Genomic DNA, 17,801 nt, shown 5'->3' with positions numbered 1-17,801 from the left:
ACCAAAAAAAGGGCTGACCTTTGTCAGCCCTCAGGATTATAGCGGGTCTACTTTCAGGCAGGAAACTGCATGTCGGAAACTTCCTTCCAGAACCGGGCGCGTTTTTGCGCATTCCGGTCCAGCAATCGGACAGCGCGTACGGAACACGCAGCCGGAAGGAGGATTAATCGGGGACGGTAATTCGCCTTCCAACAACTGGATAACCTTGTTCCTTTCCTGATCCGGATCGGGGATCGGCACCGCAGACATCAGCGCTTTGGTATAAGGATGCAGCGGGTTATGGTACACCTCGTCATAAGTCCCTAATTCCACCGCATGTCCGAGATACATAACCAGCACACGGTCGGAGATGTGTTTAACCACCGCGAGGTCGTGAGCAATGAAGATTAACGATAATCCCATTTCGCGCTGAAGCTGTTGCAGCAGATTAACCACCTGGGCCTGGATTGATACATCCAGCGCCGAAACTGGTTCATCGCAGATAATTAACTTTGGTTCAAGGATCAGCGCGCGGGCAATACCGATACGCTGACACTGGCCACCGGAAAACTCATGTGGGTAGCGGTTAATCAGGTTGGGCAGTAATCCAACCTTCATCATCATCGCCTTCACACGGTCGCGGACTTCCTGACCAGGAAGATTCGGATGATAAGTTCGCAGCGGTTCGGCAATGATTTCACCAATGGTCATGCGCGGGTTTAACGATGCCAGCGGATCCTGGAAAATCATCTGGATATCGCTGCGCACTTCCCGCCACTCATCGGGTTTCATGCCCAGTAAATCTTTACCCAGCCAGGCAACCTTTCCATCGGTGGCCTTCACCAGGCCGATAATCGCACGGGCAAAGGTCGATTTCCCGCAGCCTGATTCACCGACCACGCCCAGGGTTTCGCCCTCATACAGTCGCAGGGTTACGCCATCAACCGCCTTCAGGGTTTTAGACGGTTGCCAGAACCACTGTTTGCCATCTTTAATATCGAAATGGACTTTAAGGTCGGCAATCTCAAGGAGCACTTTACGTTGTTCGGTCGCCGTATTCATACCAGTTCCTCCACCGGCTTAAAGCAGGCACGCAGACGGCCTGGGCTAAATTCCTCCAGTGGCGGAGCACTGCTACAGATTTCCATCGCATGCGGGCAACGCGGCTGGAATGGACAACCTTTTGGTAGACGCAGTAAGTTCGGTGGGTTGCCAGGGATAGTGAGCATCTCTTCCCCTTCGGCATCCAGACGAGGTACGGCATTTAGCAAACCAATCGAATACGGATGAACGGGTTTATAAAAGACATCCCGCGCACTGCCGTATTCCATAGTACGTCCGGCATACATCACCAGGACTTTATCGCAAATACCGGCAACAACCCCCAGATCGTGGGTGATCATGATAATCGCGGTGTTGAATTCACTTTTCAGTTCATTCAGCAGCGTCATAATTTGCGCCTGTACCGTCACATCGAGCGCAGTGGTTGGTTCATCGGCAATCAGTAATTTGGGCCTGCACAGCAGCGCCATGGCGATCATTACGCGCTGACGCATACCACCGGAGAATTCATGAGGATACATTTTCATACGCTTACGCGCTTCCGGCATTTTCACCGCATCCAGCATTCTGACCGACTCTTCAAAAGCTTCCGCTTTGCTCATGCCTTTATGCAGCATCAGAACTTCCATCAACTGCTCCCCGACCCGCATGTACGGGTTGAGAGACGTCATCGGGTCCTGGAAAATCATCGAGATTTGCTCGGCGCGCAGTTTGTTCAGCTCACGTTCCGGTAAATTCAGAATTTCACGCCCGTTGAACGTTGCGGAGCCCCCGATACGACCATTCGCCGCCAGCAGCCCCATCAGGGCAAAGGCCGTCTGCGATTTACCCGAACCGGATTCACCGACAATACCCAACGTTTCTCCGGCTCGCAGAGAAAAGTTTAAATCGTTGACCGCAGTTACATCGCCGTCGGGGGTCGCAAACGTCACACGCAAATCTTTTACGTTTAGCAGTGCGTTAGCCTGTTGTTGCGCGAGCGGCGCGGTTGAGGTTTCAATTACGCTCATGGCTGCACTCCTTAACGGTCTTTCGGGTCGAGGGCATCACGCAGGCCATCGCCAATAAAGTTAAAACAGAACAAAGTGACCACCAGGAAACCAGCCGGGAACAGCAGCAGCCATGGTGAGACTTCCATAGAGTTGGCACCATCACTGAGCAGCGCGCCCCAGCTACTTAACGGCTCCTGCGTACCTAGTCCCAAAAAGCTCAGGAAGGATTCAAACAGGATCATGCTCGGCACCAGCAATGAAGCGTAAACCACCACCACACCCAGCACGTTCGGCACAATATGGCGGATAACGATACGCACGGTAGACACCCCACCCACTTGCGCCGCTTCAATAAACTCTTTGCGCTTGAGACTCAGCGTTTGTCCACGCACGATACGCGCCATATCCAGCCAGGAGACCATCCCGATAGCGACAAAAATCAGCAGGATATTTTGCCCAAAGAAGGTGACCAGCAGGATCACGAAGAACATGAACGGGAAGGAGTTGAGGATTTCCAGCAGACGCATCATCACCGAGTCAATTTTTCCGCCGAGGTAGCCCGACAGAGAACCGTACAGCGTACCAACAACCACCGCGACTAACGCCGCCGCAATGCCGACCATCAGCGAAATGCGCCCGCCAATTGCCACGCGCACCAACAGGTCTCGTCCCGAAGAGTCTGTACCGAAATAGTGGCCTGATTCCGTATCCGGCGCGCTGGACATCATGCCCCAGTCGGTATCGAAGTAGGTAAACTGCGACAGCATCGGTGCCAGCGTCACGAACAGCGCAATAATTACCAGCACCACCAGGCTTGCTACCGCCGCGCGGTTATGCATAAAGCGTCGACGCGCGTCCTGCCACAGGCTGCGGCCTTCGACCTCCAGCTTTTCACTGAAATTCTCCAGCGCCTCGCTGTTTTTCTTACTTAACATCATAGCGAGCTCCAGTATCAGTAACGAATTTTCGGGTCGATAACGGCATACAGCACATCGACAATCGCGTTAAACACGATGGTCAGCGTACCCACCAGTATGGTCAAACTAAGAACCAGCGAATAGTCGCGGTTTAACGCCCCATTGACGAACAACTGGCCAATACCCGGCAAACCATAAATGGTTTCAATAACCATCGAACCGGTGATAATGCCGACAAATGCCGGTCCCATATAGGACAACACTGGCAACAGCGCAGGTTTCAACGCATGGCGGAAAATAATCCGCCGCATCGGCAGCCCTTTAGCGCGCGCGGTACGAATAAAGTTAGAGTGCAGTACTTCAATCATCGAACCACGAGTAATACGGGCAATACTGGCGATGTAGGCCAGTGACAAGGCCACCATCGGCAGGATCATAAATTTCAGCGCCCCGCCGTTCCAGCCCCCGCCGGGTAGCCATTTCAAGGTTATGGCAAATATCATGACCAATAAGGGAGCGACCACGAAACTGGGGATAACCACCCCGGTCATTGCCACCCCCATCACCGTATAGTCCCAACGTGTATTTTGCTTCAGCGCGGCTATCACTCCGGCGCTAACACCGACGAGTACCGCCAGAATAAAGGCTGCCGCACCCAGCTTCGCAGAAACCGGGAAGCTCGAGGCAACGAGGTCGTTAACCGTGTAGTCTTTATATTTAAAGGATGGTCCAAAATCGCCGTGCGCCAGCTGTTTCAGATAGCTGAAGTACTGTGTCGAGATGGGATCGTTAAGATGATATTTCGCTTCAATATTCGCCAGCACCTCTGGCGGTAACGCGCGTTCCCCGGTGAATGGGCTTCCGGGCGCAAGGCGCATCATAAAGAATGAAATCGTAATAAGAATAAACAGCGTTGGAATCGCTTCCAGACAGCGACGTAATATAAATTTTAACATTGCCCGTACCTTCTGGCGTGTGCCTTTATACCCGTCATACTTCAAGCTGCAAGTGCGTTAGCTTTACTCGCTCACGCCAGTCACTTACTTAAGTAAGCTCCTGGTGATTCGCTGCGTTGCCGCCTTCCTGCAACGTGAATTATTTAGGGTATACCTCTCTTTGTCTAAAGAGGTATTTTTAGTTCGAAGAAAAAGACACTGTGGGGCAACATGATTGCCCCACGTCTTGCCATTAATGCTTGATAATATACAAGTCTTTAACGTGGATATTATCCATCGGGTCTTTACCGGAGTATCCGCCAACCCATGGTTTCACCAGGCGGGCGTTAACATAGTAATAAACCGGTACAATCGCAGAATCTTTATCCAGCTGCTGTTCCGCTTTCGAATACAGTTCGCTGCGTTGCGCTTCATCCGTCACTTTCAGCGTATCCGCAATCAGCTTATCAAATGCCGGGCTCTTATAGTGGACGGTATTATTGGAGCTGTCGGACAGCACCATATTCAGGAAGGACGTCGGTTCGTTATAGTCCGCACACCAGCCCGCACGTGAAACATCATAGTTGCCCTGATGGCGCGTATCGAGGAACGTTTTCCATTCCTGGTTTTCCAGCTTCACATTAGCACCCAGATTTTTCTTCCAGATAGATGCCGCGGCAATAGCCAGCTTCTTATGCAGGTCTGAGGTGTTATACAGCAGATCAAAGGTCAGCGGTTTCTCAGCGGTATATCCGGCCTCAGCCAGCAGTTTCTTCGCTTCTTCATTACGTTTTTCCTGAGACCACTTGAACCACTCTGGCTCAACCAGTTTCGCACCATCGGTGTATGGAGGAGTAAAGCTATATGCTGGCAGGTCACCCTGGTTTTTCACTTTATTGACGATAATGTCACGATCCAACGCCAGCTTCAGGGCGGTACGAACACGAACATCGTTGAACGGTGCTTTCTGGTTGTTGATTTCGTAATAATAGGTGCACAGATACGGGTCAACGTGGACTTCGTTCGGGATCTCTTTTTTCAGTTTCTGGAATAACTCAATCGGCATGTTGTTATAGGTCATGTCGATTTCACCGCTGCGATAGCGGTTTACGTCAGTCACTTCAGAAGAAATAGGCAGGTAGGTTACCTGGTTAATAACCGTTTTGGCGTTGTCCCAATAGTTGGTATTACGCTCAAGCACAATGCGCTCGTTCACAACCCAGTCTTTCAGTTTATACGCACCGTTAGTAACGATGTTAGCGGGCTGGGTCCACTTCTCGCCAAATTTTTCAACAGCCGCTCTGGGAACCGGTGAAACGGAAGAGTGCACAAGCAGTTTGTAGAAATAAGGAACTGGTTCGCTGAGGGTAACTTCAAAAGTATGATCGTCGAGAGCTTTTACGCCCAGATCGGTGACCGGTTTTTTACCGGCGATAATATCATCAATGTTGACAATATGACCGTACTGCAAATAACTGGCATACGGTGATGCAGTATTTGGATTAGCCAAACGTTGCCAGCTATACACGAAATCTTGCGCAGTAACAGGCGTGCCGTCAGACCACTTAGCATCTTTACGCAGATGGAATGTCCAGACTTTAAAATCTTTATTTTCCCATTTTTCAGCCACGCCAGGCGATGGTTTGCCATCGACATCACTGATTAATAAACCTTCAAACAGGTCACGGTTAATGTTGGATTCAGGTACACCTTCGATTTTATGGGGATCGAGTGATTGCACTTCCGAACCGTTATTACGCACCAGAGTCTGCTTTTCAGCAAGCTGCACACCCGCTGGCACTACTGCCGCCGTGGCAACATTTCCTGCGACTAGCGCAGTTAAGATCCCCGCAGCTACTAAACTTTTTTTAGTGATGTTAGTCATTGTGTTGTACTCCCTCATTATTATGGCTGGTTTTTTAACCAGACTGTTAATCCTGTTAGGATCCCTGTACGGCACCGGAGATTTTCTGCCGTCAGGTGGTTTATTGTTTTACTGCTTGCTATCACCGACTTTATTTATTCTGGCGATTCGTATGATCGCCTTGCGTCGATTCTCTACGTGCCTCCCCTGCCGGAAACACGCTATTACCCTGTTGAGAGAAACTAACTGCAAATGATTCTCATCAACGTGAATTCTTCTGCATAATACTTGGCCGGAAAGTATCAAATGCGTTTCTTAACCGCCAATACATTTTACAAATTTGTTAACCAATTCTCTTTTATTGGAAATAAATCTCACTTAAAAAGTCTTACGAATGAAGATTTATTATGGGAAGTTCACAAAAATCAATGCATTATGTCGACCATGGTGTTAACCATCCTTTCCTAAGTCAACGCTATGTCAAAATGCACATAAATTTAACAATTGGTTATTAATTAGCACATTCATCTGAAATAAAGGCTGAAATAACTAATAACATTTCGATAATCCTTCAGCAAGCCCCAGAGTATGATGTTAATAAAATAACAGCAGTATCGGTCTTCGCCGGGCGTACTGGGACGTGTTATATCTTTAGAATCAATGGCTAACAGGAGAGTTAATCATCAGCATTTTTTATTATTGCTCTGCTGATTTTCAACTTTAGTGAGAAGTTTTACTGATAATGAAAGGAAACGGAGCCGGACACGACTCCGTTTGCACAGAAGAGAGGTTTCAGGCCAGCAAACCAGGGAAAATGGATTTGATGCCTGTAACGATAAATTCGATACCCAAAGCCATTAACAGCAGCCCCATAATACGCGTAATGACGTTGATACCGGTTTGGCCCAACAGGCGCACTAACCATGGTGCCATGCGGAACAGCCCCCAGCAGCACAGGGCAAACAACGCAATCGCTACAAAAAAGCCAAACAGGTTAATCGCACTATGATATCGCGTCCCCCAAACAATAGTTGAGCTTATCGCCCCCGGCCCCGCCATCAACGGCAATGCCAACGGCACAACGCCGATACTTTCACGGATTGCGGTTTCTGATTTTTCCTGTTTGTTTTGTTTATCTTCCCCTAGTTTTCCGCTAATCATTGACATCGCGATAGTCACAACCAGAATGCCGCCAGCGATCCTGAACGAGTCAATTGAGATGCCGAAGAGTTGCAGAATACCATCACCAAGAAACAGCGAAGTCCACAGGATGATTGCGACCGAAAGGTTTGCCGTGAGGTTGGTTTTGTTTCGTGCTGCGGCAGTTTGATAGCTGGTCATACTGATAAAGACGGGGATGATCCCTACCGGGTTGACCAACGCAAATAACCCAATGAAAAATTTAAAATAGACAGGAAAATCAAATAGCGTTTGGATCACGGTTAGCTCCGAAGCGTTAGCCGGATAAAATGAGTCATAAAATTGATAAAATCCGCGCTGAAGATACGCCTTTTGTCAGCATACTTCACCTTCTATCTTCGTATATCAATGTAAATACGCTACCAATACTCAGTGTTATTAATATGTATTAAATATGCTAATGTTATTAGCATTCATTACGCCAATTTATTAACACTTAACGAGAAACGCTAAAAGGGCCTGCTGAAAGGTGTCAGCTTTGCGAATTTTTGATCCAGATCACGCAATTACTACTCAGAAGTGAGTAATCTTGCTTACGCCACCTGGAGGTAACGCGTTAGAGTTAACAGGCGCTAGCGTATAAGCTCTTTTAGTAAATCAAAGTAAAGTGGACGTTAATTAACCGTTTGATTTTCAAACCATTACACAAATTTTCGTCGGTCTGTCTATACTCTCGTATCGAGCAGATGATTTACTAAAAAAGTTTAACATTATCAGGAGAGCATCATGGCTGTTACTAATGTCGCTGAACTTAACGCACTTGTAGAGCGCGTAAAAAAAGCCCAGCGTGAATATGCCAGTTTCACTCAAGAACAGGTTGACAAAATCTTCCGTGCCGCCGCTCTGGCTGCCGCAGACGCTCGAATTCCTCTCGCGAAAATGGCCGTTGCCGAATCCGGCATGGGTATTGTCGAAGATAAAGTGATTAAAAACCACTTCGCTTCTGAATACATTTACAACGCTTACAAAGATGAAAAAACCTGTGGTGTGCTGTCTGAAGACGACACTTTTGGTACCATTACCATTGCTGAACCGATTGGTATCATCTGCGGTATCGTTCCAACCACTAACCCTACCTCTACTGCGATCTTCAAATCACTGATCAGCCTGAAGACCCGTAACGCCATCATCTTCTCTCCGCATCCGCGCGCAAAAGATGCAACTAACAAAGCAGCTGACATCGTTCTGCAAGCAGCAATCGCTGCTGGCGCACCGAAAGATCTGATCGGCTGGATCGATCAACCTTCCGTTGAACTGTCTAACGCGTTGATGCACCACCCGGACATCAACCTGATCCTTGCGACCGGTGGTCCAGGCATGGTTAAAGCGGCATACAGCTCCGGTAAACCGGCTATCGGCGTAGGCGCAGGTAACACCCCTGTTGTTATCGACGAAACCGCTGATATCAAACGTGCTGTTGCATCTGTTTTGATGTCTAAAACATTCGATAACGGCGTAATCTGTGCTTCTGAGCAGTCTGTCGTCGTGGTTGACTCTGTATATGATGCTGTACGTGAGCGTTTTGCAACTCACGGCGGTTACATGCTGCAGGGTAAAGAGTTGAAAGCTGTTCAGGACGTTATCCTGAAAAATGGCGCGCTGAACGCAGCTATCGTTGGTCAGCCGGCATACAAGATTGCTGAACTGGCAGGCTTCTCCGTACCAGAAACCACTAAGATTCTGATCGGTGAAGTGAAGGTTGTCGACGAAAGCGAACCGTTTGCTCACGAGAAACTGTCTCCGACGCTGGCAATGTACCGTGCGAAGGACTTCGAAGACGCAGTCATCAAAGCTGAAAAACTGGTTGCGATGGGCGGTATCGGTCATACCTCTTGCCTGTACACTGACCAGGACAACCAGCCAGAGCGTGTTGCTTACTTCGGTCAGATGATGAAAACCGCACGTATCCTGATCAACACCCCTGCTTCTCAGGGTGGTATCGGTGACCTGTACAACTTCAAACTCGCACCTTCCCTGACACTGGGTTGTGGTTCCTGGGGTGGTAACTCCATCTCTGAAAACGTTGGTCCTAAGCACCTGATCAACAAGAAAACCGTTGCTAAGCGAGCTGAAAACATGTTGTGGCACAAACTTCCGAAATCTATCTACTTCCGTCGTGGCTCTCTGCCAATCGCACTGGATGAAGTGATTACCGATGGTCACAAACGTGCGCTGATCGTGACCGACCGCTTCCTGTTCAACAACGGTTATGCAGACCAGATCACCTCCGTTCTGAAAGCTGCTGGCGTTGAAACCGAAGTGTTCTTTGAAGTTGAAGCTGACCCGACTCTGACCGTTGTTCGCAAAGGTGCTGAGCTGGCTAACTCCTTCAAACCAGACGTAATCATCGCACTGGGTGGTGGTTCCCCGATGGACGCCGCGAAAATCATGTGGGTTATGTACGAGCACCCGGAAACTCACTTCGAAGAACTGGCACTGCGCTTTATGGACATCCGTAAACGTATCTACAAGTTCCCGAAAATGGGCGTAAAAGCGAAGATGGTTGCAGTTACCACCACTTCCGGTACCGGTTCTGAAGTGACTCCGTTTGCGGTCGTTACCGACGATGCAACTGGCCAGAAATACCCGCTGGCAGACTACGCGCTGACTCCGGATATGGCGATTGTTGACGCCAACCTGGTTATGGATATGCCGAAGTCACTGTGTGCGTTCGGTGGTCTGGATGCCGTCACTCACGCTCTGGAAGCTTACGTTTCAGTACTGGCTTCTGAGTTCTCTGACGGTCAGGCTCTGCAAGCGCTGAAATTGCTGAAAGAAAACCTGCCAGCGTCTTACCATGAAGGTTCTAAGAACCCGGTAGCGCGTGAGCGTGTACACAGTGCAGCAACTATCGCTGGTATCGCGTTTGCTAACGCCTTCCTGGGTGTATGTCACTCAATGGCGCACAAACTGGGTTCTCAGTTCCACATTCCTCACGGTCTGGCGAACGCCCTGCTGATCAGCAACGTTATTCGTTATAACGCGAACGACAACCCGACTAAACAGACTGCATTCAGCCAGTACGACCGTCCGCAGGCACGCCGTCGCTACGCTGAAATCGCAGACCATCTGGGTCTGAGCGCACCGGGTGACCGTACTGCCGCGAAAATCCAGAAACTGCTGGGCTGGTTGGAAGAAATCAAAGCTGAACTGGGTATTCCTAAGTCTATCCGTGAAGCTGGCGTTCAGGAAGCTGACTTCCTGGCACACGTGGACAAACTGTCTGAAGATGCGTTTGACGACCAGTGTACTGGTGCTAACCCACGTTACCCGCTGATTTCTGAACTGAAACAGATCCTGCTGGATACCTACTACGGTCGTGAGTATAGCGAAGGTCAGACCGCCGCTAAGACTGAAGCAGTAGCTGCACCGAAAGCAGAAAAGAAAGCGAAGAAATCCGCTTAATTTGCTCAGATAAGTTTTAGCTTCATCATAAACGGTCCCAATTGGGGCCGTTTTTTTCGTCTTGTGTTATGAAAATCGGGGAATACACAATTTAACCATGTGAATAGAATGGCAGTGTAAGAGATGTATTCAGGAAGATGTGAGACCAGCCGTCAGAAAAGAGTCTGACAGGGTAGAGAACATTGACGAAGGTTCCGGCCTACCCTGTGTTTATAAGCGCTCAGAAGCGTACAGGGTTAATCGTGGCTGTGTCGTTCTTGTATCGCCGTCAGAGAGCCCTCAGACTGCGCTTGTTTGTAGTGTTTACGACATACCGACACATAGCGTTCATTCCCGCCGATAACCACCTGCTCGCCCTCGTTATAAGGTCTTCCAGCCTGATCAAGGCGTAATACCATGCTGGCCTTACGGCCACAAAAACAAATGGTCTTTAATTCAACCAGTTTATCTGACCACGCAAGCAGGTATTCGCTGCCACCAAATAACTCACCACGAAAATCAGTGCGTAAGCCGTAACACAAAACAGGAATATCCAGTTGATCGACAACTTCAGATAATTCATAAACCTGTTGTCGGGTCAGAAACTGAGACTCATCGACCAGTACACAGTGAATTCTTTGCTGCGCATTCTCAGCGCGAATCTCTTCGAACAATGATGAATTTTGGTTAAACAATTTTGCAGGTGACGACAGACCTATACGTGAACTTACTTTTCCAGCACCAAAACGGTCATCAATTTCCGCTGTATATACAACGGCACGCATCCCACGTTCCTGATAATTGTACGAAGATTGCAACAATGCAGTCGACTTACCTGCGTTCATTGCAGAATAGTAAAAATATAGTTGTGCCATTGACCGAAGGCCCTCACCCGGGGAAATAAATATGGGCTGGATTGTATCATATTTCACGAACATGTCGGTGTAGCGTTGGTCGCAAAGGCGTATAAATGAGCGGGCAAGCTCGCACAGTGCCGCCTGAATTTAAGTAACGGATAGTGAGAGAGCATACAACCATCGACCAAACAGCCTGAGCTCGGACGCGTATATACACACTCTTTCACAAATAGTGCTCATGAAATTTATCAATGTCACTTATCATCATACGGCAATAAAGAAACCCTTCCCATATTGTTATTGAATCTACCCACTGTCGCCATGTATTAGCGAATTCACGTAAGCAAAACTAATACAAAAGGTTGAAATCACTGCAAAGAGATACTATTTGTACACCATAAAATGTGACCTGAATCTTGAATTTTTACTCTCAGCCGCTGAGAATCCCCCTCGCCAATAAGCCTTTTTTATGCCCAACATCATGGGGAATTTAAGACAGGAGAATTAATTCTGATACTAAATAAAGCGCAATTTTGAATTCCTTACATTCCTGGCTATTGCACAACTGAATTTATCGCTCTATTATTAGCTCAACAAACCACCCCAATATAAGTTTGAGATTACTACAATGAGCGAAGCACTTAAAATTCTGAACAACATCCGTACTCTTCGTGCGCAGGCAAGAGAATGCACTCTGGAAACGCTTGAAGAAATGCTGGAAAAATTAGAAGTTGTAGTTAGCGAGCGTCGCGAAGAAGAAAGCGCTGCTGCTGCTGAAGTTGAAGAACGTACTCGTAAACTGCAACAATATCGTGAAATGCTGATCGCTGACGGCATTGATCCGAACGAATTGTTGAATAGCATGGCTGCTGTTAAATCTGGCACCAAAGCTAAACGCGCTGCACGTCCGGCTAAATATAGCTATGTTGACGAAAACGGTGAAACTAAAACCTGGACTGGCCAGGGTCGTACACCGGCAGTGATCAAAAAAGCGATGGAAGAACAAGGTAAACAACTGGACGATTTCCTGATCAAGGAATAATTCAGAAATAGTTTGCTTAAAATCCCGCCACTGGCGGGATTTTTTTTACCGGTACTTCGTTCAACCCTACCCGGATTAGGTATAAAAAAACGGCGCTGTTAATACAGCGCCGTTCTGACCAGATAATACCAGAAGGTTACTTCTTAATACCCATCTCGTCTTCCAGCCAGGCTTTAAATTCGGCGCCGAGAGTATTATGGCGAATACCATATTCAACGAACGCCTGCATATAGCCCAGTTTATTACCACAGTCATGGCTTTTGCCCTTCATGTGATAAGCTTCAACCGTCTCTTTTTCAATCAGCATATCGATAGCATCTGTCAGCTGAATTTCATCACCCGCTCCCGGAGGGGTTTTAGCCAGCAGAGGCCAGATATCGGCACTAAGAACGTAACGACCCACAACGGCCAGATTAGAAGGCGCAACATCAGCTTTTGGTTTTTCAACCACGCCAACCATCGGAACGCTTTCGCCCGGGGATAATTCAACGCCTTTACAATCAACAACGCCATAAGCCGTAACATCTTCTACCGGTTCAACCATAATCTGGCTGCTACCTGTTTCATCAAAACGATGAATCATTTCGGCAAGGTTATCGCGGGATAAATCAGATTCGTATTCGTCAAGAATTACGTCCGGCAGGATTACAGCTACCGGTTCATCGCCAACTACAGGGTGCGCGCACAATACCGCGTGGCCCAGACCTTTAGCCAGCCCCTGACGCACCTGCATAATAGTCACATGTGGCGGGCAAATAGATTGCACTTCTTCCAGAAGCTGGCGTTTTACACGTTTTTCCAGCATCGCTTCAAGTTCAAAGCTGGTATCAAAGTGGTTTTCAATGGAATTTTTAGACGAGTGAGTTACTAGTACAATTTCAGTGATGCCCGCAGCAATACATTCGTTTACGACGTACTGAATTAATGGCTTATCAACCAACGGTAGCATCTCTTTCGGGATTGCTTTCGTAGCCGGTAACATCCTGGTTCCTAATCCCGCAACCGGGATAACGGCTTTTTTGACTTTTGAATTAAGGGCAGCCATTTAAAACTCTCCTGGACTGTTCATGTATTGAACGTGTTCATCATTCTGTATCGCATCCGAGTATATCAGTACAGCGACAAGCTTCTGGTCTGAAAAGGACGCGCGTCGGTATAATTAAGATAAATACGAATAAAACTGGCGCTGATAGTAGCACTCACAGCATGGGGAGGGTGAACCAATTTCATTTACACGCCTCTCAATTGTTCATTCTGCAGACAACATCAAGCGCAGGCGACCTCCCGCCCCCCAAATTTGGCATTGCCATGACTCACAATGTTGGCTCAGCTGATTAAGATACGTATTACCTAAGGTACCCAGCGGAACGCCATTGCTGATTTGCACTTGGTGGGAACCTGTATTTAATGTCGCATTCAGCCCTGCCGATACCAGAATCAGATTTTTTAATCCGCTGTGGTAATACCCCACCAGCAAGGGAAACTGCCCTGGTAAATTGGCTTGTCGCAACAGATGATTTACCTGTTTCAATAACGTACCTAGCTCTGGCAGTCGCTGATTTTGTTGTGTCAGTTGCTCCTGCAGTAAACCATTAAATAGCGCCCTCAGTAATAATGCAGCCAGGACGCCATTATCCCCTGCCCGCGTCACATCAAGGCAATAGAATGCAAGGTCATGATCAGACAGCGGAGCAATATCCAACACCAGCCCCGGTTGGTCGGCTGCCACCAATTGTCGATAGTTAATGCGACAATGCGAGATCACTTGCGACACTGGAGGCTGTAATTCTTTTAGCAGCTTCGCAGCTGCAGCAGGATCGTCCACCATCGCATCCCAGTCGCGAAATAGCCGCTCTTCTTCTTCCACGCGTGAATTAAACATGTTGGGATAAAGACATGCAAAGACGGTTTCTCGCAAGCGATTAAGATCTTTCACCGGCTTCAACAGGACGTCATCCACACCGAGTCGTAGCGCTTTGGCTATGTCGGACATGTTTTCCGTCGCAGAAATCACCAGTATTGGGGTCTGATCGCCACGATTGCGTAAATACTCAACCAGTTTGAGACCGTTCATTCTTGGCATAGCCAGGTCGCAGATCATCAGGTCGGGTTTAAAATGCCCAAGCAAGTCCAGTGCTTCAAGTCCGTCACCAGCTACCGCCGTTGTCGCTCCCAAAGAGGAAAACCATGAGTCCATGAGTGAGCGAAATACCGGCTCATCCTCAACGATAAGAATCTGTTTTCCGACCAATGGCTGCGTCATATTCTCCCCCCTGACTGGCTTTAATAAATAGTGGCATGCTATTGCCACTCACGCCTGTCAGAATTAGCTTAAGTGTTGATAAAAAATGCGTTAGACGTTGGTTTTCACCAGGGGTAGAAGCTCATCCATTTTCTTCTCGACCGCTAACTGCCCGGCAGCAATTGCCGCACTGGCGCGGTGAAAATCCAGAGTGGATATTTGTGGACAAAACGGCTGAATCAGAATGTCTGGAGGGTCACCGGCCATGCGGTTACGTTTCAGTCGGTTTTCCAGAACCTGAATAGACGTCGTCATAATCTCCATCGCCGTGGGCGCAGTTACTGCACGCCTGGCAGTAATGTTGCTCAAGCGTTCTTTCAGACGGGCATGCCATGAGAGTTCGTCAGCATCATCACCCGATTCGGCATCGCTATTGACGTTGAAGGAGAGTAAATCTTGTTGCATGAGATGCGCATCGTGTTGCAGGTCGACCGCAATAACAATATCGGCCCCCAACGCGCGAGTCAGGGAGACAGGGACAGGATTCACCACCGCACCATCGACCAGCCAGTAACCATTGTGCGCCACAGGTGACATCAGACCAGGAATACTGCAGGAGGCCCGGACAGCCAGATGTAAATCACCTTCGGTGAACCAAAGTTCCCGACCCGTACTCAGATTGGTGGCCACTGTTGCGAAACGGCGAGTACATTGCTCAATTGCTTCTACCGGCATCACATTACGGTACTGATTGAATACCCGTTCACCGCGCAGTAAACCTCCCCTGCGCCACGAGAGATCCATCAGCCGTAAAACATCCCAATAGCTGAAAGAACAGACCCACTTTTCGAGAGCAGGCAGCTTATTGCAGGCGTAGGCAGCGCCAACCAACGAACCGATGGAGCACCCTGCCACGATATCAACATCAATACCCATATGCTTAAGGGCTTTAATAACGCCAATATGCGACCAACCTCGCGCTGCGCCGGAACCTAGCGCCAGCCCAATTTTTATTTTTCTCATTATACGTACAAACTTCCCCTGGCTTGCAGACGTAGCAACATCGCTACCGCTCAGTTAACATAGTGCCACTCTGGCGTTTTTACGCCGTTTTTATATTCCAGGGAGTACTTTGTGTCTCAGCTTTGTCCCTGTGGTAGCGCTGTCGAGTATAGCCTATGTTGCTACCGTTATGTGTCCGGCGCGCAAGTAGCACCTACGCCGTCACACCTCATGCGTTCTCGTTACTGTGCTTTTGTGATGAAAGACGCAGATTACCTTATCAGGACCTGGCATCCGGATTGTCATGCGGCCGAGTTTCGCGACGACATTATCGCAGGATTTACTCATACCGAATGGCTTGGACTCACCGTTTTTGAACAAGAAACGGCAGACACAGAAAATATCGGCTACGTCAGTTTTGTCGCACGGTTTTCTGAACAAGGTAAAACAGGTGCAATTATCGAGCGCTCTCGTTTTTTAAAAGAAAACGGTCAGTGGTACTATATAGACGGTACACGCCCTCAAATTGGACGAAACGATACCTGCCCTTGTGGCTCAGGTAAAAAATTTAAAAAGTGCTGCGGCTAATCAACGCCCGACAGTATCAATTTTGCAAACATTCTCAACAGGATCACCGCTGCAAATGCATTCATTACAACGAAAAGTGCTGCGTACTATTTGCCCGGACCAAAAAGGTCTGATCGCGCGCATTACGAATATCTGTTACAAGCATGAACTGAACATCGTGCAGAACAATGAGTTTGTGGACCACCGTACCGGACGCTTTTTTATGCGCACCGAACTGGAGGGCATTTTTAACGACGTCACGCTGCTTGCCGATCTGGACAGCGCCTTATCTGAAGGCTCGATTCGTGAATTAACCCCAGCAGGCCGCCGCCGCATCGTCATTTTGGTCACCAAGGAAGCGCATTGCCTGGGCGATTTATTAATGAAGGCCAATTACGGCGGGCTGGATGTTGAAATCGCCGCGGTGATCGGCAATCACGAGACCTTGCGTCCTCTGGTTGAACGGTTTGATATTCCGTTTGAGCTGGTGAGCCATGAAGGTTTAACACGTGAAGAACATGATCAGAAAATGGCTGATGCTATCGACGCCCACCAGCCGGATTATGTCGTGCTGGCTAAATACATGCGCGTTCTGACCCCGACATTTGTTTCACGCTTCCCGAATAAGATTATCAATATTCACCATTCATTCCTGCCAGCATTCATTGGTGCTCGTCCGTACCATCAAGCTTATGAGCGCGGCGTGAAGATCATCGGCGCGACGGCCCACTACGTGAATGATAACCTCGATGAAGGCCCAATCATTATGCAGGACGTGATCCATGTTGATCACACCTACACTGCCGAAGATATGATGCGCGCGGGTCGCGACGTTGAAAAAAATGTATTAAGCCGTGCGCTGTATCAGGTTCTGGCTCAACGCGTCTTTGTTTACGGTAACCGAACGATTATTCTGTAATCGATTGATAAGTTAATTGGTTACCTTTACATCTTTACGTGTAAAAATCAGGCAACCAGTTCTTTTTTATCAACGGAATGCTTTACAGGGGCGCATCATTTGATATGATGCGCCCCGCTTCCAACGGAAGCAGGCCAGTAATTAGCATTACCCCGTGGTGGGGTTCCCGAGCGATCATAAGGGAGCTGACTGCAAATCTGCCGTCATCGACTTCAAGGTTCGACTCGAGCGATAGTGAGAGAACGTTGCCGCAGGCAACGACCCGAAGGGTGAGGAGCTTTAGCTCCGAATAATCCTTCCCGCTATAGAATGCAAGCAGCATAATGAATTTACCCTGTGGTGGGGTTCCCGAGCGGCCAAAGGGAGCAGACTGTAAATCTGCCGTCATCGACTTCGAAGGTTCGAATCCTTCCCCCACCACCATCTTCTAGCACTGCCTACAATTTGAATTACCCCTGGTGGGGTTCCCGAGCGGCCAAAGGGAGCAGACTGTAAATCTGCCGTCATCGACTTCGAAGGTTCGAATCCTTCCCCCACCACCATCACTTCATAAAGCACCAACAGCAAATCAATCTCTAATGCCCCATATTCTGCCCATGTGGGAAGGATGAGAAGCTTCGACTAAGGTTCGATTCGAGCGTAGCGAGAAAGCGTTGCCGCAGGCAACGACCCGAAGGGCGAAGCGCGTAGCGCTGAGTAATCCTTCCCCCACCACCATCACTTCATAAAGCAACACACTCAATACCTCAGCAATGCCTTTTATTTGCCTGATGCGCTATGCTGATCAGGCCTACTAACTCGACATGTGCCCGTAATTTGTCTGCTGCGCTGCACTGCAC

General features: G+C 48.5%; 14 protein-coding genes, 2 tRNA genes and 2 other RNA genes. 8 read left to right on the top strand and 10 right to left on the bottom strand.

What is annotated here, in order from left to right; genetic code table 11:
- Positions 1-36: 36 nt before the first annotated feature.
- The 6 genes from oppF to ychE all read right to left on the bottom strand — a co-directional run bounded on the left by oppF (position 37) and on the right by ychE (position 7,189).
- Complete coding sequence (gene oppF, locus OGX96_RS16755) at positions 37-1,041, bottom strand: murein tripeptide/oligopeptide ABC transporter ATP-binding protein OppF (protein ID WP_153752900.1); 1,005 nt, start codon at positions 1,039-1,041, stop codon at positions 37-39.
- Positions 1,038-2,051 (bottom strand): murein tripeptide/oligopeptide ABC transporter ATP-binding protein OppD, encoded by a 1,014-nt coding sequence (gene oppD / locus OGX96_RS16750; RefSeq protein ID WP_003833364.1) that lies wholly within the window; start codon positions 2,049-2,051, stop codon positions 1,038-1,040. Before oppD ends, oppF begins: the two co-directional genes overlap by 4 nt.
- An 11-nt stretch (positions 2,052-2,062) precedes the next feature.
- The gene (oppC, locus tag OGX96_RS16745; protein ID WP_003020701.1) at positions 2,063-2,971 is read right to left on the bottom strand and encodes an oligopeptide ABC transporter permease OppC; all 909 of its coding nucleotides are present in this window, start codon (positions 2,969-2,971) and stop codon (positions 2,063-2,065) included.
- Between the two features lie 14 nt (positions 2,972-2,985).
- Positions 2,986-3,906: an oligopeptide ABC transporter permease OppB gene (gene oppB, locus OGX96_RS16740; RefSeq protein WP_003020708.1), complete on the bottom strand. Its 921-nt coding sequence runs from the start codon at positions 3,904-3,906 to the stop codon at positions 2,986-2,988.
- Between the two features lie 232 nt (positions 3,907-4,138).
- Positions 4,139-5,770, bottom strand: coding sequence for an oligopeptide ABC transporter substrate-binding protein OppA (oppA, locus tag OGX96_RS16735; protein WP_048216252.1), 1,632 nt, complete (start codon positions 5,768-5,770; stop codon positions 4,139-4,141).
- Between the two features lie 771 nt (positions 5,771-6,541).
- The gene (gene ychE / locus OGX96_RS16730; protein ID WP_003020714.1) at positions 6,542-7,189 is read right to left on the bottom strand and encodes an NAAT family transporter YchE; all 648 of its coding nucleotides are present in this window, start codon (positions 7,187-7,189) and stop codon (positions 6,542-6,544) included.
- A gap of 486 nt (positions 7,190-7,675) precedes the next feature.
- On the opposite strand from ychE, the gene adhE reads away from it, so the two are divergent.
- The gene (gene adhE, locus OGX96_RS16725) at positions 7,676-10,354 is read left to right on the top strand and encodes a bifunctional acetaldehyde-CoA/alcohol dehydrogenase (RefSeq protein ID WP_008784953.1); all 2,679 of its coding nucleotides are present in this window, start codon (positions 7,676-7,678) and stop codon (positions 10,352-10,354) included.
- Between the two features lie 236 nt (positions 10,355-10,590).
- On the opposite strand, the gene tdk is transcribed toward adhE, so the two are convergent.
- Positions 10,591-11,208 (bottom strand): thymidine kinase, encoded by a 618-nt coding sequence (gene tdk / locus OGX96_RS16720; protein ID WP_008784954.1) that lies wholly within the window; start codon positions 11,206-11,208, stop codon positions 10,591-10,593.
- 610 nt (positions 11,209-11,818) lie between these two features.
- Between tdk and hns the strand changes: the two genes are divergently transcribed.
- Positions 11,819-12,232: a histone-like nucleoid-structuring protein H-NS gene (gene hns / locus OGX96_RS16715; RefSeq protein WP_003020723.1), complete on the top strand. Its 414-nt coding sequence runs from the start codon at positions 11,819-11,821 to the stop codon at positions 12,230-12,232.
- Positions 12,233-12,368: 136 nt separating this feature from the next.
- Here the strand turns inward: hns and galU are convergent, their stop codons facing one another.
- The 3 genes from galU to rssA form a co-directional block, all read right to left on the bottom strand.
- Complete coding sequence (gene galU / locus OGX96_RS16710) at positions 12,369-13,277, bottom strand: UTP--glucose-1-phosphate uridylyltransferase GalU (protein WP_003020727.1); 909 nt, start codon at positions 13,275-13,277, stop codon at positions 12,369-12,371.
- Positions 13,278-13,481: 204 nt separating this feature from the next.
- Complete coding sequence (gene rssB / locus OGX96_RS16705; RefSeq protein ID WP_032943688.1) at positions 13,482-14,495, bottom strand: two-component system response regulator RssB; 1,014 nt, start codon at positions 14,493-14,495, stop codon at positions 13,482-13,484.
- A gap of 90 nt (positions 14,496-14,585) precedes the next feature.
- Complete coding sequence (gene rssA / locus OGX96_RS16700; RefSeq protein WP_008784956.1) at positions 14,586-15,497, bottom strand: patatin-like phospholipase RssA; 912 nt, start codon at positions 15,495-15,497, stop codon at positions 14,586-14,588.
- 111 nt (positions 15,498-15,608) lie between these two features.
- On the opposite strand from rssA, the gene OGX96_RS16695 reads away from it, so the two are divergent.
- The 6 genes from OGX96_RS16695 to OGX96_RS16670 all read left to right on the top strand — a co-directional run bounded on the left by OGX96_RS16695 (position 15,609) and on the right by OGX96_RS16670 (position 17,679).
- Positions 15,609-16,064, top strand: coding sequence for a YchJ family protein (locus tag OGX96_RS16695; protein WP_008784957.1), 456 nt, complete (start codon positions 15,609-15,611; stop codon positions 16,062-16,064).
- Positions 16,065-16,119: 55 nt separating this feature from the next.
- The gene (gene purU, locus OGX96_RS16690; RefSeq protein ID WP_198802344.1) at positions 16,120-16,962 is read left to right on the top strand and encodes a formyltetrahydrofolate deformylase; all 843 of its coding nucleotides are present in this window, start codon (positions 16,120-16,122) and stop codon (positions 16,960-16,962) included.
- A gap of 168 nt (positions 16,963-17,130) precedes the next feature.
- Positions 17,131-17,272: non-coding RNA, RtT sRNA (locus OGX96_RS16685), on the top strand.
- Positions 17,273-17,300: 28 nt separating this feature from the next.
- Positions 17,301-17,385: transfer RNA gene (locus OGX96_RS16680), tRNA-Tyr, on the top strand.
- A gap of 34 nt (positions 17,386-17,419) precedes the next feature.
- A tRNA-Tyr gene (locus OGX96_RS16675) sits at positions 17,420-17,504 on the top strand.
- Positions 17,505-17,548: 44 nt separating this feature from the next.
- Positions 17,549-17,679: non-coding RNA, RtT sRNA (locus tag OGX96_RS16670), on the top strand.
- The last annotated feature ends 122 nt before the right edge of the window (positions 17,680-17,801 follow it).

This window comes from Citrobacter sp. Cpo100, assembly GCF_030332595.1.
Taxonomy (GTDB): Bacteria; Pseudomonadota; Gammaproteobacteria; order Enterobacterales; family Enterobacteriaceae; genus Citrobacter; species Citrobacter portucalensis.
The sequence above is the reverse complement of the archived record's forward strand: the minus strand, read 5'-3'. Positions and strand labels throughout refer to the sequence as shown.

Excerpts from the sequence above, each read along its gene's own strand:
- rssB (WP_032943688.1), bottom strand. The coding sequence starts at position 14,495 with ATGACGCAGCCATTGGTCGGAAAACAGATTCTTATCGTTGAGGATGAG.
- purU (WP_198802344.1), top strand. The coding sequence starts at position 16,120 with ATGCATTCATTACAACGAAAAGTGCTGCGTACTATTTGCCCGGACCAA.
- rssA (WP_008784956.1), bottom strand. The coding sequence starts at position 15,497 with ATGAGAAAAATAAAAATTGGGCTGGCGCTAGGTTCCGGCGCAGCGCGA.
- oppF (WP_153752900.1), bottom strand. The coding sequence starts at position 1,041 with ATGAATACGGCGACCGAACAACGTAAAGTGCTCCTTGAGATTGCCGAC.
- tdk (WP_008784954.1), bottom strand. The coding sequence starts at position 11,208 with ATGGCACAACTATATTTTTACTATTCTGCAATGAACGCAGGTAAGTCG.
- oppB (WP_003020708.1), bottom strand. The coding sequence starts at position 3,906 with ATGTTAAAATTTATATTACGTCGCTGTCTGGAAGCGATTCCAACGCTG.
- oppD (WP_003833364.1), bottom strand. The coding sequence starts at position 2,051 with ATGAGCGTAATTGAAACCTCAACCGCGCCGCTCGCGCAACAACAGGCT.
- oppC (WP_003020701.1), bottom strand. The coding sequence starts at position 2,971 with ATGATGTTAAGTAAGAAAAACAGCGAGGCGCTGGAGAATTTCAGTGAA.
- hns (WP_003020723.1), top strand. The coding sequence starts at position 11,819 with ATGAGCGAAGCACTTAAAATTCTGAACAACATCCGTACTCTTCGTGCG.
- galU (WP_003020727.1), bottom strand. The coding sequence starts at position 13,277 with ATGGCTGCCCTTAATTCAAAAGTCAAAAAAGCCGTTATCCCGGTTGCG.
- oppA (WP_048216252.1), bottom strand. The coding sequence starts at position 5,770 with ATGACTAACATCACTAAAAAAAGTTTAGTAGCTGCGGGGATCTTAACT.
- adhE (WP_008784953.1), top strand. The coding sequence starts at position 7,676 with ATGGCTGTTACTAATGTCGCTGAACTTAACGCACTTGTAGAGCGCGTA.